Consider the following 24,743-nt stretch of genomic DNA (forward strand, 5'->3'; position numbering starts at 1 on the left):
GAATCAATATCATTCAATTGGTGAGTGTAATGTAGCACAGCCCATTTTTCCAGACAGTGATGAATCTCTCAGTGTGAAGCCAGATGAAGAAATATTGAGGGAATGTGCCATGTGACAGAGTAATTCCATAAATTAGCGCGCATAATCAGCTTATTGTGTCTTTTATGTGGTAAAATGACCTTAACTTCATGAATGAAGCCGAATCTCCGATATAAAAGGTGTAACAGACAAGCTGGAAGGGGGCACATGGATGATGAATCGAGTACGTCCGCGACTGATCAAGTTGCTATTGTTAAGCTCTGTACTGGCATTAGGCATTCCTCAGGTAGTGGAGTGGAGCGAGGTCTATGCGGCTGTCAATCCCTCAGTCGAGGTGACCACAGGGCAATTGGAGGAGAAGCTGCTGGCGGCCATGATGGACCGCAAAGACAGCTTGGATTTTACATATAAGGGACAGGTCAAGAATCTGAAAAAGGATCTGCAGACCGCCATTGATGAGGCCATGCAGAGCGATCCTTATGTGAACTATACTTTGAAGAGCTATGCTTACAACTATAAAGGCTCGTCAAGTTCGGCACAGGTTACCGTTACGCTCAAATACCGTGAGACCAAGGAGCAGACAGCTTTTGTGGATCAGACGGTACGCGCCGCACTGAAGGAGCTAATTAAGCCGGATATGACCGATCACGAGAAGGTCAAGGTCATTCATGATTGGGTGGTCGTGCGTCTGGCCTATGATGAGACACTACAGAAATATACAGCGTATGACGGGCTGGCTACAGGTACTACAGTATGCCAAGGTTATGCACTTCTAACCTACAAGATGCTGAACGAGACCGGAATTACCAACCGCATTGTGGAAGGAAGAGCCGGCGGCCAGCTGCACGCGTGGAATCTGGTCCTGCTGGATGGAAAGTGGTACCATCTCGATACGACCTGGGATGATCCGACACCAGACCGGCCGAATGAAGTGAGCACCGCTTACTATCTATTGACAGATGCGCAGATTCGCAAAGATCACTCCTGGACGAAGAAATATCCTGCAGCAAGCACCGTCTATGAACAGACGCTCACGCAGCTGATCACTGCCGGAGGGGCCAAGGCCAAGGTCTATCAGGAAATGTACAATGAGCTGGAATACGCCATGTATCAGGACGGTAATCTGGTAACATCAGCTCCGCAAATGGTAGAGAAGGCACGCAAGGCCATGTCTGCGGGGACCAAAACACTAGTGTTCGCCTATAAGGGGACGGAGAAAAATCTGGAGAAGGATCTGCAGGTCCTCTATCAGCTAGGGATGAAATCCATCTCCTATCGCGTAACGAATCAGCACGATTCTAATCACCTTAGAGTCAGCCTGTCCTGGACGATCTAGTCCGGGGCGGGCTGCTCCACTTTTAGCGGACTGCTCCATTTTTATAGGAAGGCGTGAAAGTACATGTAAGAAGCTCCTGTACTGTTGAAGTATACAGACGCATAGGTTGCAACCCCGATTCGATTTGTTGGCTTAATCACTATAAGGAGAAGACTATGTTGTACAAAAAATCGTTCTTTTGCCTGCTCGGCACACAGAGCATGGCGAATGCCGCCGATGTGCTATATATTATGGCACTGGTATCACTCATATTTAATAGCACTGACTCTATCATCACAGCCATACTCATTCCCCTGCTACGCATGGGAGCCCAGATGATTAGCGGGTTTCTTGCGCCGCTATTGCTCGTCAGATATCAGCTTCCATTTATTTTGTTCGTATCCCAGACCGGGCAGCTGGCCTTCTTCACCTTACTCGTGCTATATATCAATGCGGCACACCCAGCCACGGATTGGTTGGTTGTATTCTCACTTGTGCTGGGTATGTCCTTCCTGGACGGCTGGACGACTCCTGCAAGGAATGCGCTGGTTCCGCGTCTTGCGACGGGGGATGCGTTAATGAAGGCCAACAGTATGATTTCCGTTAGTGATCAGACGGTACAGCTCGCGGGCTGGGGGCTGAGTGGAATGCTTGTGGCTTTCGCAGGAGCGGAGAAGACACTGATAATTGCCGTCGTGCTATATGCCATCGCCATGCTCTTCACTGCTCTGCTGCGTGATCCAATGGAAGCGGGGCGCTTCTTCCTGCTTCGACCGCATACCTTGGTGAAGAGTGGAGATCAGGGGCTGCCTGAGGAACCGACTCCGATCCATTCGACTTCTGCGATGACGGCTGACTCTGAGCAACAGCAACCATCAAGAGATGGAAAATGGGCCGTACTAAGAGAAGGCTGGATGCTGATTGGCAAAAGCACTCGCCTGCGGATTCTCACCTTCATGGATATGGTCGACATGCTGGGTGGCTCCGTATGGGTCGGTGCGTTCACACTGGCCTTCGTCCAGCAGGTGCTGCTTAAGGATGAGTCCTGGTGGGGATATATTAATGCCGCATATTTTGCGGGGACGATTGTCGGCGGCCTGCTGGTGCTTATGCTAGTGAATCGCCTTCAGCACCGATTGTTCCCAGCTATGTTAGCTGGAATGACTGGTTATGCTGTTCTGACCATACTGTATGCTGTAAATGTATTACCCCTGATTAGTCTCATCGTGGTGCTAATTATGGGCTTGCCCGCTGAACTGGCTGTAGTATCCAGAAGGACTCTGATTCAGAAAAGTGTGGCGGTGCATGATCTGCCGAAGGTGCTCTCGGCACAGGCAACGCTTATGAGCTTCACTTTCTGTGTATCCTTGTTACTGATGGGCTGGATCGCCGAACGATTCGGAATCGTCAATCTGTATGTATTCGCTGGGCTGTTATCAGGAACGGCGGTATTGATTGGCTGGCTTGGTCGCAGATCCTTCGCGAAGGACGGCACCACTTCATCTGAACATATTTCTGCACAGCGTGTGAACTAGTCGGCAGTAATAGTACCTTGAGCAGATCACACGTGAGATAGAGCCGCTGCAAGCGGGGAGCCCTGTCGACTGCTGTTAAGCTTGCTGTTCTTTTGAACAAAGATCGTAAGCAGGTGAACAGCAAGCTAAAAGGCAGACACTTCGTTTCTCCAAGGCTTCCCCGCTTTCCGCTAACGACGGCGCTCTCCAGATCATTCAACATGAGCTCAGAATAGGTCGGGCTGTTCGTACTTTAATCGTATCTTGCTCGTACTTTGCTCGTATCTGGAGAGCTTGCAGTGGCTCTATACATCCCTGCACAACTAGGTCTGCACTAATCCGCGTCTTGATATCTCTTATAAGCGTAAGTGAGTGGGAAGGAGGAGTCTAATGGATACAGTCCAAGACCATCTGGACTATGGATTGACGATTGTCTTTGTCGGCTATAATCCTAGTCTCCGATCAGGCGAGACGGGTCATCACTACGGCCATCCCGGCAATCGCTTCTGGCGAATCCTTCATCAGTCTGGTCTGACCCCGCGGCTGTACAAGCCAAGCGAGGATGGCGAGCTGCTGAAGCTGGGATATGGTTTCACGAATATTGTAGCAAGGCCCACCCGCACAGCGGCCGAGATTACCCGTGAGGAATATGAAGAGGGAAGAAGCCTGCTCTATGACAAGCTGGCGGAATTTCGCCCTAGCTATGCTTGCTTTGTTGGTAAAGGAGTGTACACAGAGTTCAGTCGTCTGTCTGATGTGCCATGGGGATTACAGGAGCATTCTGTCGTGGATGGTGTGCATGAATTCGTAGCCCCTTCTTCCAGCGGACTTGTCCGTATGCCGCTGGAAGAGGTTGTGGGCATTTATACACGTCTGCATGAGCTGATTAGCGAATAGCTGTGCTTCATTCAAACGGTGGGTGAGGGTATTAAGAGTTTCTGCGGGCCATTTGTTGCCATACCGTCCCAGCGGCCTGCTCACCGGATTCAATACGTTCTAATGCCATTCTGGCCTGCAGGCTGACCTCGAATTCAGGGTCCTGAGCTGCCTGCTCCAGTGCTTCCCGGGAATCCTCCGTGCCTACCTCGTACAGGAATCTGGCCGCGCGCCAGCGCACGAGCTTGCTGCTGTCGGACAAAGCCTCAATCATGGCAGGTGTAGCGGCAGCATCCCCGATATCGGACAAAGTATCCCCTGCTGTCCGGCGCACAGCAGCCGACGAATCCTTCAGCGCTTGATAGAGAAGCTCCATGGCCTCTGGTGTCTTGAGATCGCCGAGGTACACGACAGCAAGCCGGCGCAGCTGCATTTTGTCATCCGATAAAGCCTGACGTAGTAGTGGAAGATGCTGCGGCTCGGGCTCCAGTGCATCCAGCGCGGCGTAGCGAACACGCCAATCTGCCTGCTGCATGGCTTCTTGTAGCTCGGCATCTGTGTAGCTGCGACGCTGCTCCACGAATTCGCCACCGTCTATGCTGTGCGCAATCGCCTGCTCGATCAGCTTGCGCAGCCGTTCTTGCGGATAGGCCGCCTCCAGCTCCTGCTCGACCTCCCTGGCGATGTCCGGCAATTCACCGTATCGTACTCCATAGTCGCTCAGCTTCCGTTCCTTGATCAGCGTAGCGCTGGCAATCTCGGTGACAGCTTGCACGAATCGCTCCGACAGGGAGATTCGCTCCTCCTGCTGCCCGGCTTTTACCCGAATCTGCATCGGTACGGCCCGGAAAAATTGCACGAATACCTGTGCTTCCCCGTAATGCTCTCCGGCTCCTTCCTCTGGAAGCTCCCAATCGGCCTCCAGGCCATCTTCACCGAATTGCTCCCTCACCTCGCTTAGAACCGTCGACCAGTCTGCACTGCCCTTACGATCCAATGCCACGAAGTCTGCCGTATGAAATACACTCTTCACGCCTTCAATGCGCAGCATGCGGCGAATGAAGGGAGGAGCTGAGCGCTCGTTGTCCAGCGTATAAGTCTTGCGAATGCCGTCCTCCAGACGTTCATCCAGATGAAGCATCATGGTGTTCGGACTTGGGGTTGGCTCTATAGAAGTTACTTTCATAACCTTGATTTCCTCCTTATTTCGAATTGCAGTTTCCTGAATTTTAACTAACTCTATTGTACATGATTCTATTGTCTGTGCCAAAAGCAAGGAACCTTACATTCCAGTGAGGTCGAACAGAATTCACTGAACAGGATTCACGTAGGCATTAGGTTAAAACGTGGAAATTTGGACCACAATGTAATTATCGGCATATCGGCTGATACGAAGCGAATCAGGAGGTGGTATGAATGTTCCGCAAGCAGGAAAAAGCTCTGATTATTGTATGCTGTGTGATTGCAGTCATCATGCTATATTCCCTGATCAAGAGTATCAGCCGCTTGATGTCGTAATACCGATTTGTTCAAAGGAGTGTAGCTGTATGTCCGCGCTGGACCCCGTGATCCTGAGCCGGCTCCTCACCGGCATTACGCTGTTCGTACATATTATATTTGCTTCCATCGGGGTAGGAATCCCGCTGATGATTGCCTTGGCAGAATGGAGAGGTGTGCGGACGGGTGATCCTCACTATACACTGCTGGCCCGCCGCTGGGCTCGTGGCTTCGTCATTACCGTCGCTGTAGGCGTTGTAACAGGCACCTCAATCGGTCTCCAGCTTAGTCTACTCTGGCCGACCTTCATGCGGGTGGCGGGGCAGGCGATCGCTCTGCCATTATTTCTGGAGACGTTCGCCTTTTTCATCGAGGCCATCTTTCTGGGGATCTATCTGTACACCTGGGAGCGATTCCGTGGTAAATACACGCATCTATTACTCTTGATCCCGGTAGCCGTTGCTTCATCCGCCTCAGCCATCTTCATCACGACAGTGAATGCCTTCATGAACCAGCCGCAGGGCTTCGCGCTAGTGAATGGGATTATGACGGACATCAATCCGCTCGTAGCGATGTTCAATCCGGCGACCCCGACCAAGGTCTCTCACGTCCTTGCGTCCTCCTATACGTTGAGTGCAGGCGTGCTGGCAGGCATTGCAGCTTATAGTCTGTTGAAGGGCAAGAATCATGCCTATTTCAAAAAAGCGCTGAAGCTGACGACAGTCTGCACCTTTGTATTCGCGCTTGGAACGGTACTGATTGGAGATGCGTCTGGTAAATTCCTGGCGAAGTACCAGCCGGAGAAGCTGGCAGCCGCAGAGTGGCACTTCGACACGATGTCCGAGGCTCCGTTCGTATACGGAGGATATATGGACAAGAACGGCGATATCAAGTATGCACTGGAGATTCCCTATGCGCTTAGCATCCTGGCTGGCAATAGCCCGAGTACTGTGGTCAAGGGACTGAATGATTATCCAGAGGACCTGCGGCCCCCATTGTCGATCCATTATATGTTCGATCTGAAGATTACGACCGGTGTGCTTATTCTCTGCATTCCATTGCTCTATATCCTGCGAAAATGGCTTCCGGGACGCAAGCCTTATCCGAAATGGCTGCTGCTCGCCCTACTACTTGTTGGTCCGATGGCCATGGTGGCAATTGAGCTCGGCTGGATGTTCGCGGAGGTCGGAAGACAGCCGTGGATTCTACGTGGTTATATGAAGGTATCTGAGGCCGCAACAACCTCTGGCAGTGTGGGGTGGATGCTGGTGATGTTCATCGTTCTCTATCTGGTGCTGTGCTTATCAGCTATACGAGTGCTCAGCAAGCTGTTCCGCAACAAGGATGCGCTTGAAGAGATTCGGCAGCTTGGCATAGAGGGGGCATAGGAGTATGAGCTATGAACTGATAGGTATCACGGTGCTCTGGACGTTCCTGTTCGGCTACTTGCTCGTAGCCTCCATTGATTTTGGGGCAGGCTTCTTCAGCTTCTACAGCGTACTGACTGGTCACCGCAACCTGATCCACAACATTATCCAGCGCTACCTGTCACCAGTGTGGGAAGTGACGAATGTGTTCCTGATCTTCTTTGTAGTTGGATTGGTCGGATTTTTCCCGGATACGGCTTACTACTATGGTACAGGGCTGCTGGTCCCGGGAAGCATCGCGCTGGTGTTGATTGCAATTCGAGGGGTGTACTATGCGTATAACACCTATGGCAACAATGGGGACAATAACATCATTTACATGGCCTTGTACGGGGCGACAGGCCTGCTCATCCCTGCCTCTCTGTCTACGATTCTCGCGATATCTGAGGGCGGGGTTATTGAAGAGCGGGATGGACTGGTTACGCTCAATTGGGGGACGTTCTTAGCGAACCCCTACACATGGGCAGTCATCCTGCTTGCGCTGGTGAGCGTGCTGTACATCTCCGCGATGTTCCTGTCGTATTATGCCAAGCGTGCGGGGGATGACTTGGCTTTTGAGGTGGTCAGAGGGTATGCTCTGCTCTGGAGCGGGCCGACAATTGTCGCGAGTGTCCTCGCTTTTTTCCAGATTAATCGTCAGAACCCAGAGCATTTTGCGAACATGCTTGATCAGGCCTGGGTATTCATAGCCTCGTTCATATGCTTTGTGCTAGCGGTCTATTTATTGTGGAAGCGGCGGAATCTGGGGACCAGCTTCATCTTCGTGATCCTTCAGTTCGCATGTGCCTGGTACGGCTATGGGGGCACGCATCTGCCCTATATTCTGTATCCCTACATATCCATCTATGAGAGCTTCACGAATGATGCCATGGGAATTGCGCTGATAACGGCCTTTTGTGCGGGGCTGCTTGTGCTGATCCCTTCGCTGATTCTGCTACTCAGACTGTTCCTGTTCGATGCGGCATACATTCGCGGTCATAACCGCGGGAAGGGGTGAGGTGGATGGCAGCCTTTGAGCATTTTACAATCATGTACGAATCTCCGCTAATTATTCTGGCGGTCATTGTATTCCTGTTCATCTACACGGCCAGATACAAGAACCCGGAGGATTAGGAGAGGACAATCCCGGCCTGGCTGGAGAGTGGGTCGACAGATCGCTCAGCCTTGTAGAAGTACAGAAGGAATGCGGCGCAATATGTCGTTTTTTGACATCGACCGTACAGGGCAGTATGCTTCCAGAGAGGGGCATATTGCTGCGTACGGTTTTTGGCATGCTGCGGCTCCTGGCTGCTGCCGGTTCTTGACGGCATGCTGCGGGTTCTAGATCCTGCCGTATCGTGAAGAAATACGTGATCAGGGGGCATTCTGCTAAAGACGAAACAAAAGCGAGAGTTTCAGGATGGATGAGGGTGTTAAATGTATTAAAAGCCTCGTCAGGAAGGAGAAGCAGTGACCATGCCAAAATTCCGATTCAACAATATAGATAATGTCAGCACAGACAAGACCCTGAAGCAGTTCCGGCAGTGGCGTGAGGAGCGGCGACGCAAAATCAAGGATTATTCCTTTGTCGTCCCCAGCCATGCACCAGAGCTGACCTATTTGCAGGAAAATAAGGAGACGACCACGATTACGTGGATAGGACATTCTACGTTCTTCATTCAATATATGGGATTGAATATCGTGACCGATCCGGTCTGGGCTGAACGCATGGCCTTTAACCGCAGACTTACTCCACCAGGCATCCCCATTCATGATGTGCCGCCGCTTGATATCATTCTGCTGTCTCATTCGCATTATGATCATATGCATATGGCATCCCTACGGAAGCTGTACAGTGCGGGCACTACGGTAATCGTCCCGGTGGGATTGAAGTCGAAAATGATCCGCAAGGGCTTCCATCGCTGTCAGGAGATGAATTGGTGGGAGCATGTGATCGTGGGAGGAGTGCGTGTCTCCTTTGTGCCTGCTCAGCACTGGACGCGTCGGACCCTGATGGATACGAATACGTCCCACTGGGGCGGCTTTGTGCTCCAATCGGAAGCGCATGTGAGCGGACATGGTGGAACACTGGATGCAAATCCTGAGGTAGCGCCTGAGAAGCTGGCCCCGATGCCACCGACTTTGTATTTTGTCGGGGACACCGGCTATTTCCGTGGCTTCAGGGAAATTGGCGAGCGCTTCCCGATTGATCTGACCTTAATGCCTATTGGTGCCTACGAGCCGGAATGGTTCATGACCTCCCAGCATGTGACGCCCGAGGAGGCGTTGCAGGGCTTTGTCGAGACAGGCTCCAAGCTCATGGTGCCCATGCATTATGGCACGTTCAAGCTAGCTGATGATACGCCTCGGGAAGCGCTTGACAGACTGGAGGCTGAGCGTGAACGGCTCGGCATTGCGCCAGAGCGGATTCAGGTGCTGGGACACGGTGAGACTTTGAGGGTAGAGAATCACCTGCTCGGATAGCTATATGTTGACACCCAAAAGAAACCATCCTTTGGAAAATGCGGGCACCGACCACACATTTCAAAGGAAAGGTTTCTTTTGCTTTGTTAGGATGGATAGTTCAAGATCATGCTCAGCCGGGTCATGCTCTGGCCGGAATTGCGGTACGAGTGCGGTCTGTCTGCCTTGAAGCGGATGGCATCCCCGGCATGCAGCGTGTACTCCTCGTTACCGACATTCAAGGACAGCTCGCCATCGAATACAGTAATCCATTCCTCGGTTCCTTCAATATGTCCACTTGCATCCAGACTACCACCGGCGTCAATCTCCACGTTATACACCTCACTGCTCCGCTCTTCATCAAAAGAAAACATGGAATAGACGCGATATCTACCGCCATCCTCAAGCAGTGGGCGAATATCCTTTCTCTTCACGATCGTAGTATCTGGCTGAGGCTGGTGAATCAAGGAGGAGAAGGATATTTTGAGGCCATTGGCGATCTTCCAGATCGTCGTAATGGTAGGTGTCGATTCCCCGCGCTCGATCTGACCGATCATCGTCTTGCTGACGCCAGTTAATTCGGCAACCTTCTCCAGGCTGAGCTTCTTGCCAGCTCTGATCTTCTTGACGTTCTCGGCGATAATGGCATTAATATTCTCCATGTGAATTCCTCCAAATTCTATTTACTTTATAACGACTGCTATGTACAATGAAAAGACTGAATGCTATATAACGTCTAATTCGTTCTTTATAACGTATGATAGAGGGGGAGCACAACGTGCTGGGTTCTTTACTTATTTTTGCAATGGTCGCAAGCTTCACGCCTGGACCCAATAATATCATGGCGCTGATGCTTGCCAATCGATTTGGGCTGAGCAGAACGGTGAAGTTTTGTCTTGGTGTGGGGACCGGCTTTCTTATTATTATCCTGGTCTGCTGCTTCTTCAATGTAATGTTACATAATACATTGCCCAAGGCCGAGCCTGTGATGGCTGTGCTTGGCGCGCTATATCTAGTCTATCTGGCATTTAAAATGATGACAAGCAAGCTGGAGAATGATTCTGACTCGGGAGCTCGCCATAACAGCTTTCATGCAGGTATGCTGCTGCAATTCATTAATCCTAAAGGGATATTGTACGGAATTACAGTAACTTCAACTTTTATTCTCCCCTATAATTCCTCGTACGTTGCCTTGTTGAGCTATTCTGTCATTGTAGCACTGATCGGGTGTATGGGTACCTTTAGCTGGAGTATCTTTGGTTCAGTCTTTCGTAATCTGCTGGCGAAGTATCAGAGGGGATTTAATGTGGTGATGGGCCTGCTGTTGATCTATTGCGCTGCTACCATCGTGATTCACTGAGGAACTGTGGTCTTCGACTGCCGATGAGAATGGCATGCTACAAGCTTCACAAGCTGGAGAAAGTCAGGATAACATTAAATTTCAATTGGTTACGCCTGCCGTAAAAATATCTGACTACCAACCTGCCTCAATCCGAAATCTAACGATTTATTAGTCTTCTTGAAATCGGAAGACTGGCGGATCTGGATGAGTCTTTACTACTGTAACTGTCTATACAATCTAAGAAATTCCCTCTTGTGAAGAATCACAAGATAAACACCAAAGCAGTGAGGGGACAAGAAGAAGTGAAGGAATCACTGAAGACATTCCTGAAGCATTATATTCTTGAGCGCCCGGATCGCCTCTAACATGCCAACACACTTCCGTTGACGAAGTCGCTGGCACGTGACAGTGGTATACCCACCACCCGATTCACAGCTAACTCAATTTCATCCCATGTTGAGATCGAACTGAATTACTTTTGATCGTATACCGTGAAGAAAGGAATCCAATATCCGGATTTCTTTCTTTTTTAGCTTTCATGCATACAGCGCCCTGAGGGAATGACAGGCAGGAACAACGTGTCTATTTGAATCAGTCTACAAAGATATACGAAGAAATGCCTTGGTATATTAACATTCCGATAGAGCATACTACCTTTTACATCGTTGTATAAGGGGACTATATGCTGTGATTCATGAGTTCAAAAAATGGCTGTTCAAGCAGCCCTCCGGTTCTAATAGAAGTGGCAGCAAGTCTGTACATGTCGACAAGGAGTACACACAGGAACTATCTAATCCATTGTATAGCTCACTCATAGACAATATAAGCATGCTGAAGCAGCATTTTGGTCATAGCTCTGACTTCGTGCTCCGTATTTGGAACAGTCACCAAGGGAAGCCCTTCTTGGCCGCATGCTTCATTGACGGTCTGGTCGATCAACAAATTCTGATGCAGATGCTGGAAAATCTTACAGGTGATATTCGAAATGAAGCGATCCTTAACTGGAATCCGGAAGATTGGTTGATGGATCATATTCCCGTCGGAGGTACCTGCTCTGTCGAAACTCAGAGGGAAGTGATGGACGCCATCTTGAATGGAGAGGTTGTGCTAATTCTGAACGGCAGCCCCAAGGCCTTCACCGCTTCAGTCAGCGGAGGGGCCAGGAGATCGGTTGAAGAGCCGACATCACAGACGGTGATCCGGGGACCCAAGGAAGGATTTACCGAGGATATCGGCACAAATATTGCGCTTCTTCGCAGAAAGATCAAATCGACGAAGCTTTGTATTGAATCCCGAAATCTAGGCACATACACGCAGACGAAGGTATCGGTCGCTTATATTCACGGGATAGCTAATCCGGATGTCGTTCGGGAAATAACCCGACGATTGGATTCGATTCACACGGATAGCATCCTCGAGAGCGGATATATCGAGGAGTTCATCCAGGACGGAGTACGATCACGATTTCCTACCATGTACAATACTGAGCGACCGGATTCCGTCGCAGCAAACTTGCTTGAAGGTCTCGTCGCGATCTTCGTAGATGGTACTCCATTTGTGCTACTTGCCCCTGTCACTTTTTTTCGATTTATTTCTTCAAGTGAGGATTACTATCAACGGTATGACCTGTCCACGTTTCTTCGGTTTATCCGGATGTCCTCCTTTTTCGTAGCATTGCTATTGCCGTCGTTCTATATTGCATTGACCACATTTCATCAAGAGATGTTACCGACTACACTGCTTATTAGTCTTGCGGCGCAGAGAGAGAATTCTCCCCTGCCAGCACTGCTTGAGGCGATCATTATGGAGCTGACCTTCGAGGTAATCCGCGAAGCCGGAATTCGAATGCCCAGGGTTATCGGACCAGCCATCTCCATCGTTGGCGCGTTGGTCCTTGGCCAAGCTGCTGTTGAGGCAGGGCTAGTGTCTGCAGCTATGGTCATCATCGTATCTTTCACGGCCATCTCAAATTTTGTATTACCTGCGATCAATATGGCAGGTGCAGTACGATTGCTTCGATTTTTGCTCATGGCGTTGGCGGGCTCTTTTGGGTTCTATGGTGTGTTGGCGGGTCTTGTCCCCATCCTCGTGCGATTGGTGGCGCTGGAATCGTTCGGCATTCCTTATATGGTGCCACTTGCTCCCTTCAATAAGAGCAGTATGAAAGATCTATTGGTACGCGTACCTTGGTGGAAGATGAAGAATCGGCCAGTGATGCTAGGCGATTCGAACATAATGAAGCAGTCCACGAAGCAGGAGTCCTACGCCGAACAGGCGGAGGAACATGACCGGGATCCCATGGCATGAGGGAGGAACGAATGTGTCTCGATTCGGTAAATTAACTCTGTTTATAGTATTCATGTTAGTCATGACTGGTTGCTGGAACAGAACTGAGCTTAACGAGCTGTGGGTAACGTCGGCTACAGGGGTAGATATGATGGAGGACGGCTCGTGGATGGTGTCCTATCAGATTATCGTCCCGTCTGTGATAGCTGGTGGAGTTGGTGGAGGGTCTGGGGGAGCTTCCCAACCAGCATTCCATGTGCTCTCGGTGAGAGGAAAAACCTATAGCCAGGCATTAAATCGCAGCAATCTGGAAACCACGAGACGGATCTACGTCGCTCATAATCGTGTTATCTATATCGGGAGGAAGGCAGCCGAGATAGGATTGAACCGTGTGGTTGATTTTTACTTGCGTAATACGGAAGCGAGGGAAATGGTACTCATGGTTGTAACGGATGGGCTTGCATCAGACATAATAAAAAAACTTATGCCTCCCGAAAACCTTCAGGGGGCTGGCATGTCGGACTTAATCAACAAAGAAAGTGCTATTGTGTCAATTTTTCCGGAAGTTAGGGTATATGATTTCGCACTTAGCATGAATTCGGATTCCAAATCCATTGGTGTGCCAATGGTTGAGCTGGTTGGGGAGAAGAATCCCAAGAGCGAGGAAGAGGTCGAGACCTTAGATATCTTTAAAAAAACTTCTAATCCGCTCAAGCTGGCCTTAACGAAATTGGCTGTATTTCATAACGGAAAGCTCAAAGGGTTTCTCAACAAAGAAGAGAGTCTGGGCGTATCCTATCTATCGCAAAAAGTTGAAAATGTTGAACTTACATTCCCTTGCGGAAATCAGCCTAACAAGATGTATACTTCCTTAAGAGCGGATGTGGTCAATGTCCAACTTAATCCGCGAAAAACCGGCTCCCATTACACGATGCAGGTTGCAGTCAAAATTAGCGGGGGGTTGATTGAAACCACATGCAACAAGGATATCTCCAAGACGGAGACCATCCATGAGATGGAAGAGGAGATTGAGAAGAAAGTCATGCAAACAATCAATACAGGATGGACCAAACTTCAAGAGCTTGGCGTGGATGCAGTAGGGTTTGCTGACCGGATTCACCGTAAATACCCAAAGGAATGGAAATCGGTGGGGGAAGAGTGGGAGCAGGAGTTCAAGAAGATGGAACTAGATATTCGAGTGGATGCTCAAATTCGCCGACCGGGACTCTTGCAGAAGCATATTGGAAGTGAATCCTAACCAGTGGGGAGGGGCGTATAAGGATGAGTAAAGCTGTTACGCGTGTATCCGGATTAGCCATGGCCTTTTCCTTATTTCAGGTCGGAAGTACAACGTTATTCCTATTAGGGGCTGATGCCAAGCAGGATGCCTGGTTAGCGATGCTGATCGGGGCTATGGCTGGCTTTGTATTGCTCATGATGTACCTATCCATTCACAGGCTAGAACCGAAGAGGGATCTGTTTGAGCTCTTTCGTCATTATTGGGGAAAGTGGGTCGGAAGTCTGACTGGTCTGGGGTTCATCAGTTACTTCACATACGAAGCCTCCAGAACTCTCAGGGACATGGGTGAGCTTGGGACACTGACACTGCTGAACAGGACACCCACGGCGGTCATTACGTTTATCGCGCTAGTAGTCTGTGCTGACGTGGTCATGTTTGGACCGAGGGTCTGGTTCCTTCTATGTCATATTTGGCTGCTGCTCATGGTATTTGGTTACGGCTTTATTATAGTGCTGATTCCTTTTACAGGACTCCTACATATGGAATTCTTATTCCCGGTGTTGGAGAATGGCTTGGCTCCCGTAGTGGAGGCCGCTATTCCCGAGATCATGTCTTTTCCTTTCGGACAGACGGTTCTCTTCCTTGTATTGTTCAAGATCATTACGAATAAACGCAAACTAAGGCGTTGGATTATCATTGTATACTGGCTCACGGCCCTGTTCCTTATTGTCATGAATCAACTTACGATTCTTGTACTAGGCCCAGACTTGGCTGCATCAAGTACCTATCCTTTATTTGAGGTGACCCAACTTATTCAGATGAATAAGTTGATCGAGCGGGCTGATGTCTTGTTTACGTTGATTTTGTTTCTTGGACTCGGAATCAAAACGACGGGCTTCTTGTTCGGGGCCACCATCGGAATGCAAACGATAACTCCTTTCAGGTATAAGCCTGGCCTATTGTTGGTGAGCATGGTCGCCTATGGACTTACGTTTCTATCACCCAGGTTTACCGAATTTATATGGGTAGGTCTTCATTTAGCTCTGAATAGAATCTGGCCTATCTTTCAGGTTGCGCTTCCAGCCCTTCTGTTCCTGACCATGCTCATTCGGAAGAAGAAGAGAGCGAAGCCTCAGCGACAATAAAAGTAGTTGCGAGGCAAAACACCATCAAGCTCCAATCTACCATTCTGAAAAAAATGGAGAAGTGCTTGACGGTGTTTTTTGTCGGATGCCGCGGACCTGGTAATGATGAGAACCGGTGAGCTCATCAGGATGGCGGTATGAGATTTAGTGATTCCTAATGATGTGAGAATTCGTTGTAGTGACTTATTTTTCCCACAAGAAGTAATGGGAAGAAAGAAATATTTATCTATGAAGAACTGTTCCTCATCTGTTGCTCTTAGCCTGCCTCAGACTCACTCAAAAATGCACTTTCGTTGGAAAGGGGATGGCGGACGATTTTGACGTCATAGAAGGAAATCTTGTTATCCAGAATGTAATCCGGAATCTGACGATGGGAATGGGATTCACGGAATGCATCGCTGCGGGTCCACGCCTGGAAATTCTCTCTTGCTTCCCAGCGTGTCACGACAGTCACTTCATCATAATCGCCCTTATGGTCAGTCAGCATGACCTCCAGTCCCAAAAAGCCTTCCATAGTCTCTACCTTGCCTACCTTATTAAAGCGTTCGATGAGCTGATCTGCATAGCCTTTTTTCAATTGCGAAGTGTTCGTTACAATTACCATTCTTATTACCTCCTATGATGTAATCCTGTATTCGGAATGATTAAGGGATATCCGTCCATGAACGTCACCCTGGCCTCCAGTTCGTAGACCTGACGCAGGAAATCTGCGGTTAACAGCGTGCTCGGCTCACCATCTGCGACGATGCGTCCACGCTTCATGGCAATCATGTAGTCACAATACGCAGCAGCCTGCTGCAGATCATGGAGCACCATGACGATGGTAAGCTTTCGCTTGCGATTCAGATCTGTCAGCATGTTCATTAAATCCAGTTGATGAGCCATATCCAGATAAGTGGTCGGTTCATCGAGCAGCAGAATATCCGTTTGTTGGGCGAGCGCCATCGCAATGCGCGCCTTTTGCTGTTCACCTCCAGATAGAGTATGGATAAGCCGATCCGCGTAAGCCAGAACTCCCGTAGCTGTCATTGCTGCCTGGATGGCTTCTTCGTCCTCATCATTCAGTCGTCTGCTCAGCAGACGCTTATGGGGAGAACGACCATAGGCTACAAGCTCCTTGACGGTCAGATCGGGGAAGCCCTCGCGGGACTGGGGAAGCATAGCCACCAATGTGGCGAATTGTCTGGGCGATAACGTATCCGCAGGCTGCTCCATGATGCGAATCTGACCCTGCTGTATGCGTAGCAGACGAGTAACGGCCTTGAGGAGTGTGGATTTGCCAGAGCCATTCGGCCCTACAATTGCTGTCATTTGTCCCTGTGGGAACAGGGCCTCAATGTCCTTCAGACGGAAGCCGCCACGCTCTACGACAAGCTCCTTAATATCAATGGCCTTCATGTCATGGCTCCTCGCTTCCTTAATAGGATCAAGAAGAATGGAGCACCAAGGCAGGCCAGCAATATTCCTACCGGCAGCTCGATCGGATCGAACCAGGAGCGTGCGATCGTATCCGCGAATACGACCAGCGCTGCTCCACCCAGCATCGAGGCTGGCAGCAGCACACGGTAATCCTCTCCGGCGATCAGCCGAATCATATGCGGTACGACTAGACCTACGAATCCTACCAGCCCAGCGACACTTACTGCAGCTCCTGCCAGCAGTGAGGCTAGTAGGATAATCAGCACACGCTGCAGCTCTACTCTCTGACCGAGCAGCTTGGCGGCATCGTCTCCGAGAAGCAGCACATTCGCCGGGCGAATAGCAGCCAGAGAGAGCAACAGTCCGATCAGCGCATAGGGAGTAATGAAGCTTAGATGATACCAGCTACGACCGTTCAAGCCACCGGCGAGCCAAGGTAATACGGCTTGGACTCTATCGCTGTAGATGACCATAATGCCGTTGGTAACTGCACCGAGAAGGGCGTTAACCGCAACTCCTGCAAGTACAATCTTCACCGGCGAGGCCCCTTTATCCCAAGCGAGTACATACACTACAACTGAGGTGAGGAAGGCGCCAGCGAATGCAGCAACAGGGAGCAGGTACCCCAATTGTGGCAGCATGACCATGCAGATCATGGCCGCCAGCCCACCGCCAGCCGAGACGCCTATAATTCCTGGATCAGCGAGAGCGTTCCTCATCACACCTTGGAGCAATGCACCCGAGGCTGCGAGGCAGGCTCCGACCAGGAGTCCAGTCAGCACACGCGGAATCCGAAGATCCATGATGATGGTGGTGTAGGCCGTGTTGTCTTGGCCTGTGAGCGTCTGCACAATATCCCGCAGAGAGATAGGAACCGAGCCATAGGTAAGGCCATACAGGCATGAAGCGATGAGTAGAACAGGCAATATCAGCATGACGAGGCGTCTGCGTCGATCCCGCTGCTGTACTTGGGGCATCAACGGACATCCCTCAGGATGCTACCGAGCACATCCAGGGCTTCAGTAACCCGGGTGCCCGGGTTCGTACCGAACAAATCCGAAGGCAGGACCTCGACACGACCGGATTGAATGGCACTCATCCGATTCCAGGCCGCATTGACTTGCATTTCTTTTAGAAATCCACTCTTGACGGCCTCTGGATTCCCGTGGGTAATGATCAGCACGAATTCGGGATCTGCTTCAATAATTCGCTCCGTGTTCAGCTGTGCATATTGTGGATAGTTCTCTAGCTGTGGGAAGTCCGCAGCAATGTTAGCTCCACCAGCGAGGCTTAATAGATCCCCGCTTAGTGAATTGGGGAGAGCAGCCATGTAAGTGCCTGGTGCCCCATAGACCATCAGTACACGTGGCTTATTGGCTGGAACCTGCTGGGACAAGGTAGCAAGCTTGCCATTGAGTGTCTCAATCAGCTTGGTAGCTTCAGCCTCCTTGTGCAGCATGCTGCCGAACAGCTCAATCTGTTGCTTGATATCTGCCACGGAGTTAGCACTGGTAAGGACCATTCTGGAACCAAGGCTCTCAACGGTTGCAGTATCCTTTGCATTCAGAGCGGCATTACCCAGTACAACGTCAGGCTTGACGTAAGCGATCTTCTCCAGATCCAGCTCGTGGGTCGTTCCGATCTGCTCGACCTGTTCAGCCGCCTCTGGAACAGGCCCTCCCTCCACTGCAGGTCTACCAACAAGCTGTCCGCCAAGTGCATAGATGACATCCATATCCCCGCTGCTTAGTGCGGCAATTCGCTCAGGAACCTGATTGAATGTAATGGACCGTCCGGCAAAATCAGTAATGCTGTAGGACGCTGCGGTGTTGGAGGAGGGGGGTGAACTGCCAGCACCGGATGCCGATAGGTGGGCATCTTCAGCACCAGTAGCACAGCCTGATAGGGCAAATAGTAGAAATCCAGCACCAAGCAGGCCGTTTATTTTTGTACGCATAAGACAAACACTCCTGTGGTCAATCTGATGATAAAGATTCAAAATGTGAAAATTAAAATTCGTGGAAATTAATAGAAAGAGAAGCAATTTGATTAAATGATAATGAATATCAATATCACTGTCAACAGAATTGTGAAATAATCTTAATGAATTTTACAAACCTATTGACAACTTAAAAACGAGTGGGCTAATATCAAGGCGAGTTGTCATGTCATGCCTGTTTTTTACATATATCAAAGAGGTGAGGCCTATAGGTAGCTTGAAAGTGCTATTTTTAAAATGCTGTTAAAAGAATTTGTGTAGTCTTAATTGCACCTAAATCGCACCTAGAGCTTGAGAGCTAAGTAATTGTAAAAAGCACTGAAGTCAGGCATGCTGACGCAACAAAGACATACATTAAAAAACAAAAATTGCCTGCCGAGGGCAATATTTTTTCAGGATTTATTGAGAATGATAATCAATTGCTATTAACTTAACTTTTGATTATCACTCGGTGGACTTTGGTAAGGAGAGACAAGAAATGTTCAAGAAAAAGTGGTTCGGTCCTGTCCTGTGGGCAGCGATTATCGGAGTAAGTCTTACTTGGGGGCCAGGATTGCAGGCTTCGGCCGCAGACAAGGCATTGAAGAATGGAGAATACACGTTGGATTACAACATTCTCAAGGCGGAGAATGACTCGGTATCCATGGCTAACGATTACTTTGAGAAGCCTGCCCGGATCTACGTCAAGGACTCGAAGATTGAGATGGAGATCCAATTGAATCATAGCGAATGGATTACAGATTTCAAGACGGCTCGCGGAAGTAGTTATTCCGATGTGCGTGTAATCAGCAATAACGCGGCCAAGGATACTCGCGTGGTGCGATTCCCGGTGGAGAGTCTTTCGACTCCGCTGAAATCACAGATTCACGTGACGGTACCTTCCGTCGATTATGATCACGATTACACCATTCGCTTTGACTTCAAGCAGGACAGCCTTACCCAAATCAACGCATCACAGACCGCACAGAAATCTTCTTCTGCCTCCGGCACAGCAGCTTCCAAGGATACGAAAGTATCTAAGGACGTCAAGGCTGCTTCTGGATCAGCCCCAGCAGCGTCTGCAAGCACCGAGAGCAAGCAGTCAACGGATACCAAGGTAGTAGCTTCCTCGTCACAGGTAGCATCGTCAACAGGTGGCCAAGCTACTGGAAAAGCATCCGTTGCCGAATCTCAGCAAAGCGGTGCGGTGGCCGCGAACACTGTAAATCAGCCAATAGAGGATAATCCGCATACTGGAGATGAGGTTCCTTATGGCTGGCTGCTTGTAGGCCTTGCTGTATCTGCCCTGTTCATCGGAAGAACGGTGCTGGCGGCTAAGAAATAAGCTTGACGAATACGAATGGATTCCAACCAAACCCCAATGAAGAGGAGAATGATATCCATGAAAAAAATGATGCTTCCCGTAATGGCTTTGATCCTGTCCCTGTTCACAGTACTTGGTTCTGCTTCAGCAGCAACAACAGCAACAGCAGCAGCTCCGGCTGACGGCAATTATACAGTTCAATTCAAGGTGCTTAAGGATGGTACAGATACGGCTTCCATGATGGATACTTACACCGTGAAACCAGCCCAAATCAAGGTGACTAACGGTCAGGCTTATGCTTACGTGACTTTGAAGAACAGCAGCTGGATTACTAAATTCCAGGTAGAACAAAATGGACAATATGTGAACGCTGAAGTAATCAGCACGAACCCAACAGCGAACACACGTGTTGTGGGATTCCCGGTAGCAGACCTGTCCGCGAAGCTGAATGCATACACTGAGGTGTCTGTACCAGCGATCAACTACAGTGGCCAATATGAAGTGCAGATCAAATTCGACACAGCTACACTGGCTGTTGCGGCCCAATAATAAAGCGATATCTAACAACCTTTGTTTTTTACGAGCACTCCAGCTGTTGCAGCCGCTGCTAGTGGCTGCGACGGATCTGGGGGCCGGTTCATTATGGATATAAACAGCGGACGCGAGCAGATCGCGGCTACATTTGATTAAGGGGAGAACATTACATTGAATAGATTAGTCAAGCAGACTGCCTCTGTATTTTTCGCGCTCTGTCTATTATTGAGTTCCTTGCAAATACCAGGCTGGGCAACTACAGCTTCGGCTGCTTCGGGTGAAGAGGCGCGTCTTACGGGATCTGCACCAGATTCCAATGGTGAAGTACGTGTGAATGTAGGCTTTGGTGGAGTTACAGACAGTGTATACACCAGCGTATATGGTCATACAGCTCAAATTTCTTATGATGACCAGAAGCTTGAACTGATTACCTCGAATTCCTTGCTGAACGGATTTAGCGTACAGACGACTCCGCAGGGAACAGGCAAGGTATTGGTACAATCGACGGCGGATTCCCTCGAAGATGGTGGGGCTGCAGTCAATCAAAATGCAGTACAACTGGTGTTCAAGACCAAACCAGCAGCACAGGCTGCGAATACGACAATAGAGCTGGAAGCGGCTTCTGTAACGAATGTTAACGGGGATTCTTTTAGCTTTGCTAACCTGGGTTCCTATGATGTGACGATTCCGGCAGCAACAACTTCTGCAGCGATCCCGGACGGGACATATAAGCTAGGCTTCAACATTCTTAAGGATGGCACAGATGATACTTCTGTTATGTATCAATATGTGGATGCAACCAGTGGCAAGCTGGAAGTCATTAATGGCAAGCAGTATGTTTCTTTCGAATTAACGCAAGATCAGGAGATCACAGGCTTTAAGACTGAGATCAACGGACAATTGCAAGATGCAGCAAGAACGTCCGTCGAGGACAATCGGGCTATCGTTCGTTTTGAAGTAGCGGATGTAAATGAGCGACTGAATGGATGGGTCAAAATCTACTGGGATATGACCGCTATTATGGGTTTCCCATTCATTTATGATGAAGAATACAATGTCGACCTGACTTTTGATACAAGCGGTATTGTGATTACTCCTCCTGCAAGCACAACTCCTATCAAGTTCAACGTTCTGAAAGACGGGACTGATGACACATCATCCATGAGCAGAAGTGTTGACCTGAACAGTGGTGAGCTGAGTGAAGTGAACGGGAAGAAATACGTATCCCTCAAGCTGCTGAGCAGCAGCATGATTACCTCATTCCAGACGGAGCTGAACGGTACATTCGTGGAGACGGAGAAGGTAAGTGAGGATGCGGCAACGAATACGCGGATCGTTCGCTTTGAAGTAACGGATCTGACGAGCCGTCTGAAAGGAAAAGTATCCGTGAATGCAGGTCCTATGGGCTTGATGGTCCATAATGTGGATCTGGTGTTCCCGGAATACTACCAAGCAGAAGCTCCAACAACTCCTATTAAGTTCAACGTATTGAAGGATGGCACAAACGATGTATCATCCATGAGCAGAAGTGTGGACCTGAACAGTGGCGAGCTGAGCGAAGTGAACGGGAAGAAATACGTCTCCTTCAAGCTACTGAGCAGCAGCATGATTACCTCGTTCCAGACGGAGCTGAACGGTGCATTCGTGGAGACAGAGAAGGTAAGTGAAGATGCAGCGACGAATACGCGGATCGTTCGCTTTGAAGTAACGGATCTGACGAGCCGTTTGAAAGGGAAAGTATCGGTAAATGCAGGCCCTATGGGCTTGATGGTGCACAATGTGGATTTGGTGTTCACAGACTATCTGAGAGTAGATACTCCAATTAAGTTCAATGTTCTCAAAGATGGAACGGACGAGACATCGTCCATGAGCAGAAGTGTGGATCTGAGCAGTGGTATATTGAGCGAAGTAGGCGGGAAGAAGTACGTCTCCTTCAAGCTGCTGAGCAGCAGTATGATTACTTCGTTCCAGACGGAGCTGAATGGTACATTTGTGGAGACAGAGAAGGTAAGTGAGGATACGGCGACGAATACGCGGATCGTTCGCTTTGAAGTAACGGATCTGACAAGCCGTCTGAAAGGAAAAGTATCCGTGAACGCAGGCCCTATGGGCTTGATGGTGCACAATGTGGATCTGGTGTTCACGGACTATTTCAAAGGCGATACTCCTGTAACTCCTGAGCCTGTTCCTAACCCAGATCCAGAGGTTATTGCCGATGGAACCTATCCGATTGCATTCAATATCCTCAAAGAGGGTACGAATGAATCATCCGTTATGTACACGTATGTAGACCAGAACAGTGGCCAACTGACTGCTGCTAATGGCAAATACCATGTAACGTTCACATTGAAGCAAAGCAAGGAGATTACCAGCTTCAAGACCGCAGTTAACGGCGTACTCACCGATACGGAAGTGGTAAGTCAGGATACAGGAGCTAACCAACGTACCGTTCGTTTTGAAGTGCCTAATCCAAGTGAGCGCCTGAAAGGCTGGGTGCAGATTGATTGGCCTGCGATCTCGTACCACGAAGCATACAATGTGGATCTGGTATTCTCACTGGATAATGTCCCTGGAACCCCGGTAACACCTGGTAATCCAGAGACACCAGTCACTCCAACACCTGTACCAGGTGGCGGTGGTGGCGTTACACCTCCTAAGAGTGAGGATGGCGTGTACAGCATCAACTTCAGAGCGTTCTATCCGGATGGTGTGAAGGAATCCCGTATGTCTACGTATCTGGTAAGCCCGGCGACCCTTAATATTATGGGCAACCGCAAGACCATCTCGATTACGGTCAAAGAGAGCAACTATATTCTCGGCATGCAAGTGAACAACGGTAGCGGATATGAAGAAGTGACTACGGTAAGTTCCGATTCTGGACAAAACACTCGCGTCATTTCCTTTGATGTCAATGATCTGAATCAGCCGGTATGGTCCAAGGTTCAGGTAGATATTCCGGAGATCAACTATTCCGGTGATTATGATGTACTGTTGGTATTCTATCCAAGCACGATCAAAGAAGGAGCACCAGACCCATATGTGAGCTCTGGCGAAGTGCCAGCAGTAAGTCTGCTGGAGGATGGAGAATACTCCATTCCACTGGAGGTGAAGGATACTGCAACTGGTCGTCTGTCGTCCGTGCAGGATAGATTCATCAGCCCGGCTGGCTTGATCGTAAGCAACAAGAAAAATGAAGTTCAGTTGACGATTCGTCAAAGTGATACAGTGTCCGATATCGAGATTGATAGCGGTGAGGCTTATAAAAAACCGACGGTAGTCCGTGAAGATGCGAAACAGAATGCTCGTGTCATCAAGTTCGCAGTTAACGATCTGACGAAGCCAATCTTCATGAATGTAAACGTGGCAGGTAATGAGCACAAGCTGCAAATTACCTTCAACATTGGCGACATCGAAAAGGGTCTGCCTAAAGCTTATGTAGAACCAGCACCGCTTCCGGAGCCTGTTCTGGAGGAAGGACAGTATAACGTTGGCTTCAAGCTGTCTGGTCCGGAAGGTGTCGATCAATACTTCGGAGAAGGAGCATCTCTCACAGTTAAAGATGGCAAAGTTCAAGCACGTGTTACATTGAACCGTAGCTCATCTGTGAAGGACTTCACTGTGCTGCAAGGCGACAGCTATGTATCACCAGAGGTGAGTGCTAATGACGAGACGCGGGATCAGCGTCAGGTAACGTTCACACCAGATTCATTGGTTCAGCCGCTAAAAGCGAAGCTGCACATTACAGCACCTGTAACTCCTGCTCCGGCTGCTGATCAAGCAGGTGTGACAACAGGATCTGCAAGCTTTGAGCAACCGCTGTTCCTGAGTGCACTATCTGCTCTGACAGAGAATGCTGCAGCAGCTCAAGCACTTGAGCAGCAAGCTGAGATCGTATTGGCTGATGGTGAATATGATCTGGAGCTCACGTTCGATGCCAATAGCATTAAGCGTGTTCCTGTAGCTACAGCTGATACGGCTGGGCAGAATGGAACGACTTCCGGGTCCGGTGCTTCTGCATCCACCACAGATACTTCAACCAATGGAGACAGAACGCCGAATTCCTCCTCTGATAAGAACACTGCAGCTGCCACACCAGGTAAAGCTGGTGCGAACGGACAGGAAGACGCACAGCCTGCCTTTGACCGCAATGCAGATGCGAATCAGGGAGGGGCACGTAATGCCTCGACTACGGGCGCAGAAGCAACAGGAGCCGCAGGAGCACGTAACTCTGACAACCCTTCAACGGGTGATAACTCTCCTGTAATGCTCTATGCCATGCTGATGGCGGGATCTGCAGCGATGCTGATTCGCTTCCGTCTGCAGCGCAAAAAACAGCAATAAGTAACAAGAAGCACCTACGATAAC

The 24,743-nt window shown here is 49.5% G+C and carries 20 protein-coding genes; 14 read left to right on the forward strand and 6 right to left on the reverse strand.

The window, feature by feature from the left end:
- The first annotated feature begins 250 nt into the window (after positions 1–250).
- The 3 genes from K331_RS0110605 to K331_RS0110615 all read left to right on the forward strand — a co-directional run bounded on the left by K331_RS0110605 (position 251) and on the right by K331_RS0110615 (position 3,765).
- Positions 251–1,375, forward strand: a complete 1,125-nt coding sequence (locus K331_RS0110605; RefSeq protein WP_028590292.1) for a transglutaminase domain-containing protein — start codon at positions 251–253, stop codon at positions 1,373–1,375.
- Between the two features lie 158 nt (positions 1,376–1,533).
- Positions 1,534–2,889, forward strand: coding sequence for an MFS transporter (locus K331_RS0110610; RefSeq protein ID WP_028590293.1), 1,356 nt, complete (start codon positions 1,534–1,536; stop codon positions 2,887–2,889).
- 369 nt (positions 2,890–3,258) lie between these two features.
- Positions 3,259–3,765 carry a mismatch-specific DNA-glycosylase gene (locus K331_RS0110615; RefSeq protein WP_028590294.1) on the forward strand — a complete coding sequence of 169 codons (507 nt, stop codon included), beginning with the start codon at positions 3,259–3,261 and terminating at the stop codon, positions 3,763–3,765.
- Between the two features lie 31 nt (positions 3,766–3,796).
- Here K331_RS0110615 and K331_RS0110620 read toward each other — a convergent pair whose 3' ends face one another.
- Positions 3,797–4,930, reverse strand: coding sequence for a virulence factor (locus K331_RS0110620; RefSeq protein WP_028590295.1), 1,134 nt, complete (start codon positions 4,928–4,930; stop codon positions 3,797–3,799).
- Positions 4,931–5,291: 361 nt separating this feature from the next.
- Between K331_RS0110620 and K331_RS0110630 the strand changes: the two genes are divergently transcribed.
- The 4 genes from K331_RS0110630 to K331_RS0110645 all read left to right on the forward strand — a co-directional run bounded on the left by K331_RS0110630 (position 5,292) and on the right by K331_RS0110645 (position 9,131).
- Positions 5,292–6,629 (forward strand): cytochrome ubiquinol oxidase subunit I, encoded by a 1,338-nt coding sequence (locus K331_RS0110630; protein WP_018887286.1) that lies wholly within the window; start codon positions 5,292–5,294, stop codon positions 6,627–6,629.
- 4 nt (positions 6,630–6,633) lie between these two features.
- Positions 6,634–7,665 carry a cytochrome d ubiquinol oxidase subunit II gene (locus K331_RS0110635; protein WP_028590296.1) on the forward strand — a complete coding sequence of 344 codons (1,032 nt, stop codon included), beginning with the start codon at positions 6,634–6,636 and terminating at the stop codon, positions 7,663–7,665.
- 5 nt (positions 7,666–7,670) lie between these two features.
- A complete protein-coding gene (locus K331_RS33230) occupies positions 7,671–7,781 on the forward strand; it encodes a hypothetical protein (RefSeq protein WP_018887288.1) in 111 nt (36 codons plus the stop codon).
- A gap of 342 nt (positions 7,782–8,123) precedes the next feature.
- Positions 8,124–9,131, forward strand: a complete 1,008-nt coding sequence (locus tag K331_RS0110645; protein ID WP_028590297.1) for an MBL fold metallo-hydrolase — start codon at positions 8,124–8,126, stop codon at positions 9,129–9,131.
- An 86-nt stretch (positions 9,132–9,217) separates the two neighbouring features.
- Here the strand turns inward: K331_RS0110645 and K331_RS0110650 are convergent, their stop codons facing one another.
- Positions 9,218–9,772, reverse strand: a complete 555-nt coding sequence (locus K331_RS0110650; protein WP_028590298.1) for a helix-turn-helix domain-containing protein — start codon at positions 9,770–9,772, stop codon at positions 9,218–9,220.
- Between the two features lie 116 nt (positions 9,773–9,888).
- On the opposite strand from K331_RS0110650, the gene K331_RS0110655 reads away from it, so the two are divergent.
- From K331_RS0110655 to K331_RS0110670, 4 genes are all read left to right on the forward strand, one after another.
- A complete protein-coding gene (locus tag K331_RS0110655; RefSeq protein WP_028590299.1) occupies positions 9,889–10,470 on the forward strand; it encodes a LysE family transporter in 582 nt (193 codons plus the stop codon).
- A 669-nt stretch (positions 10,471–11,139) separates the two neighbouring features.
- The gene (locus tag K331_RS0110660; protein ID WP_028590300.1) at positions 11,140–12,759 is read left to right on the forward strand and encodes a spore germination protein; all 1,620 of its coding nucleotides are present in this window, start codon (positions 11,140–11,142) and stop codon (positions 12,757–12,759) included.
- Between the two features lie 13 nt (positions 12,760–12,772).
- On the forward strand, positions 12,773–13,996 hold the full coding sequence (locus tag K331_RS0110665; RefSeq protein WP_028590301.1) for a Ger(x)C family spore germination protein: 1,224 nt from the start codon (positions 12,773–12,775) through the stop codon (positions 13,994–13,996).
- Positions 13,997–14,019: 23 nt separating this feature from the next.
- Positions 14,020–15,123, forward strand: a complete 1,104-nt coding sequence (locus K331_RS0110670; RefSeq protein WP_028590302.1) for a GerAB/ArcD/ProY family transporter — start codon at positions 14,020–14,022, stop codon at positions 15,121–15,123.
- A 256-nt stretch (positions 15,124–15,379) separates the two neighbouring features.
- Here the strand turns inward: K331_RS0110670 and isdG are convergent, their stop codons facing one another.
- The 4 genes from isdG to K331_RS0110690 are packed head-to-tail and all read right to left on the reverse strand — an operon-like array spanning position 15,380 to position 18,499.
- Positions 15,380–15,727 (reverse strand): heme oxygenase, encoded by a 348-nt coding sequence (isdG, locus tag K331_RS0110675; protein ID WP_018887293.1) that lies wholly within the window; start codon positions 15,725–15,727, stop codon positions 15,380–15,382.
- 5 nt (positions 15,728–15,732) lie between these two features.
- On the reverse strand, positions 15,733–16,521 hold the full coding sequence (locus tag K331_RS0110680; protein WP_028590303.1) for an ABC transporter ATP-binding protein: 789 nt from the start codon (positions 16,519–16,521) through the stop codon (positions 15,733–15,735).
- On the reverse strand, positions 16,518–17,519 hold the full coding sequence (locus K331_RS0110685; protein WP_025681766.1) for a FecCD family ABC transporter permease: 1,002 nt from the start codon (positions 17,517–17,519) through the stop codon (positions 16,518–16,520). The genes K331_RS0110680 and K331_RS0110685 overlap by 4 nt, the downstream gene beginning before the upstream one ends.
- Positions 17,519–18,499 (reverse strand): ABC transporter substrate-binding protein, encoded by a 981-nt coding sequence (locus K331_RS0110690; RefSeq protein ID WP_051289772.1) that lies wholly within the window; start codon positions 18,497–18,499, stop codon positions 17,519–17,521. The genes K331_RS0110685 and K331_RS0110690 overlap by 1 nt, the downstream gene beginning before the upstream one ends.
- A gap of 520 nt (positions 18,500–19,019) precedes the next feature.
- Here K331_RS0110690 and isdC point away from each other — a divergent pair.
- From isdC to K331_RS0110705, 3 genes are all read left to right on the forward strand, one after another.
- Positions 19,020–19,865, forward strand: a complete 846-nt coding sequence (gene isdC / locus K331_RS31445) for a heme uptake protein IsdC (RefSeq protein ID WP_025681764.1) — start codon at positions 19,020–19,022, stop codon at positions 19,863–19,865.
- A 57-nt stretch (positions 19,866–19,922) separates the two neighbouring features.
- Positions 19,923–20,393, forward strand: a complete 471-nt coding sequence (locus K331_RS0110700; RefSeq protein ID WP_018887298.1) for an NEAT domain-containing protein — start codon at positions 19,923–19,925, stop codon at positions 20,391–20,393.
- A gap of 156 nt (positions 20,394–20,549) precedes the next feature.
- Complete coding sequence (locus K331_RS0110705) at positions 20,550–24,719, forward strand: NEAT domain-containing protein (RefSeq protein ID WP_028590305.1); 4,170 nt, start codon at positions 20,550–20,552, stop codon at positions 24,717–24,719.
- The last annotated feature ends 24 nt before the right edge of the window (positions 24,720–24,743 follow it).

The organism is Paenibacillus massiliensis subsp. panacisoli DSM 21345, from assembly GCF_000426545.1.
Classification (GTDB): domain Bacteria; phylum Bacillota; class Bacilli; order Paenibacillales; family Paenibacillaceae; genus Paenibacillus; species Paenibacillus panacisoli.

Excerpts from the sequence above, each read along its gene's own strand:
- K331_RS0110605 (WP_028590292.1), top strand. The coding sequence starts at position 251 with ATGATGAATCGAGTACGTCCGCGACTGATCAAGTTGCTATTGTTAAGC.
- K331_RS0110615 (WP_028590294.1), top strand. The coding sequence starts at position 3,259 with ATGGATACAGTCCAAGACCATCTGGACTATGGATTGACGATTGTCTTT.
- K331_RS0110620 (WP_028590295.1), bottom strand. The coding sequence starts at position 4,930 with ATGAAAGTAACTTCTATAGAGCCAACCCCAAGTCCGAACACCATGATG.
- K331_RS0110630 (WP_018887286.1), top strand. The coding sequence starts at position 5,292 with ATGTCCGCGCTGGACCCCGTGATCCTGAGCCGGCTCCTCACCGGCATT.
- K331_RS0110635 (WP_028590296.1), top strand. The coding sequence starts at position 6,634 with ATGAGCTATGAACTGATAGGTATCACGGTGCTCTGGACGTTCCTGTTC.
- K331_RS33230 (WP_018887288.1), top strand. The coding sequence starts at position 7,671 with ATGGCAGCCTTTGAGCATTTTACAATCATGTACGAATCTCCGCTAATT.
- K331_RS0110645 (WP_028590297.1), top strand. The coding sequence starts at position 8,124 with ATGCCAAAATTCCGATTCAACAATATAGATAATGTCAGCACAGACAAG.
- K331_RS0110650 (WP_028590298.1), bottom strand. The coding sequence starts at position 9,772 with ATGGAGAATATTAATGCCATTATCGCCGAGAACGTCAAGAAGATCAGA.
- K331_RS0110670 (WP_028590302.1), top strand. The coding sequence starts at position 14,020 with ATGAGTAAAGCTGTTACGCGTGTATCCGGATTAGCCATGGCCTTTTCC.
- isdG (WP_018887293.1), bottom strand. The coding sequence starts at position 15,727 with ATGGTAATTGTAACGAACACTTCGCAATTGAAAAAAGGCTATGCAGAT.
- K331_RS0110680 (WP_028590303.1), bottom strand. The coding sequence starts at position 16,521 with ATGAAGGCCATTGATATTAAGGAGCTTGTCGTAGAGCGTGGCGGCTTC.
- K331_RS0110685 (WP_025681766.1), bottom strand. The coding sequence starts at position 17,519 with ATGCCCCAAGTACAGCAGCGGGATCGACGCAGACGCCTCGTCATGCTG.
- K331_RS0110690 (WP_051289772.1), bottom strand. The coding sequence starts at position 18,499 with ATGCGTACAAAAATAAACGGCCTGCTTGGTGCTGGATTTCTACTATTT.
- isdC (WP_025681764.1), top strand. The coding sequence starts at position 19,020 with ATGTTCAAGAAAAAGTGGTTCGGTCCTGTCCTGTGGGCAGCGATTATC.
- K331_RS0110700 (WP_018887298.1), top strand. The coding sequence starts at position 19,923 with ATGAAAAAAATGATGCTTCCCGTAATGGCTTTGATCCTGTCCCTGTTC.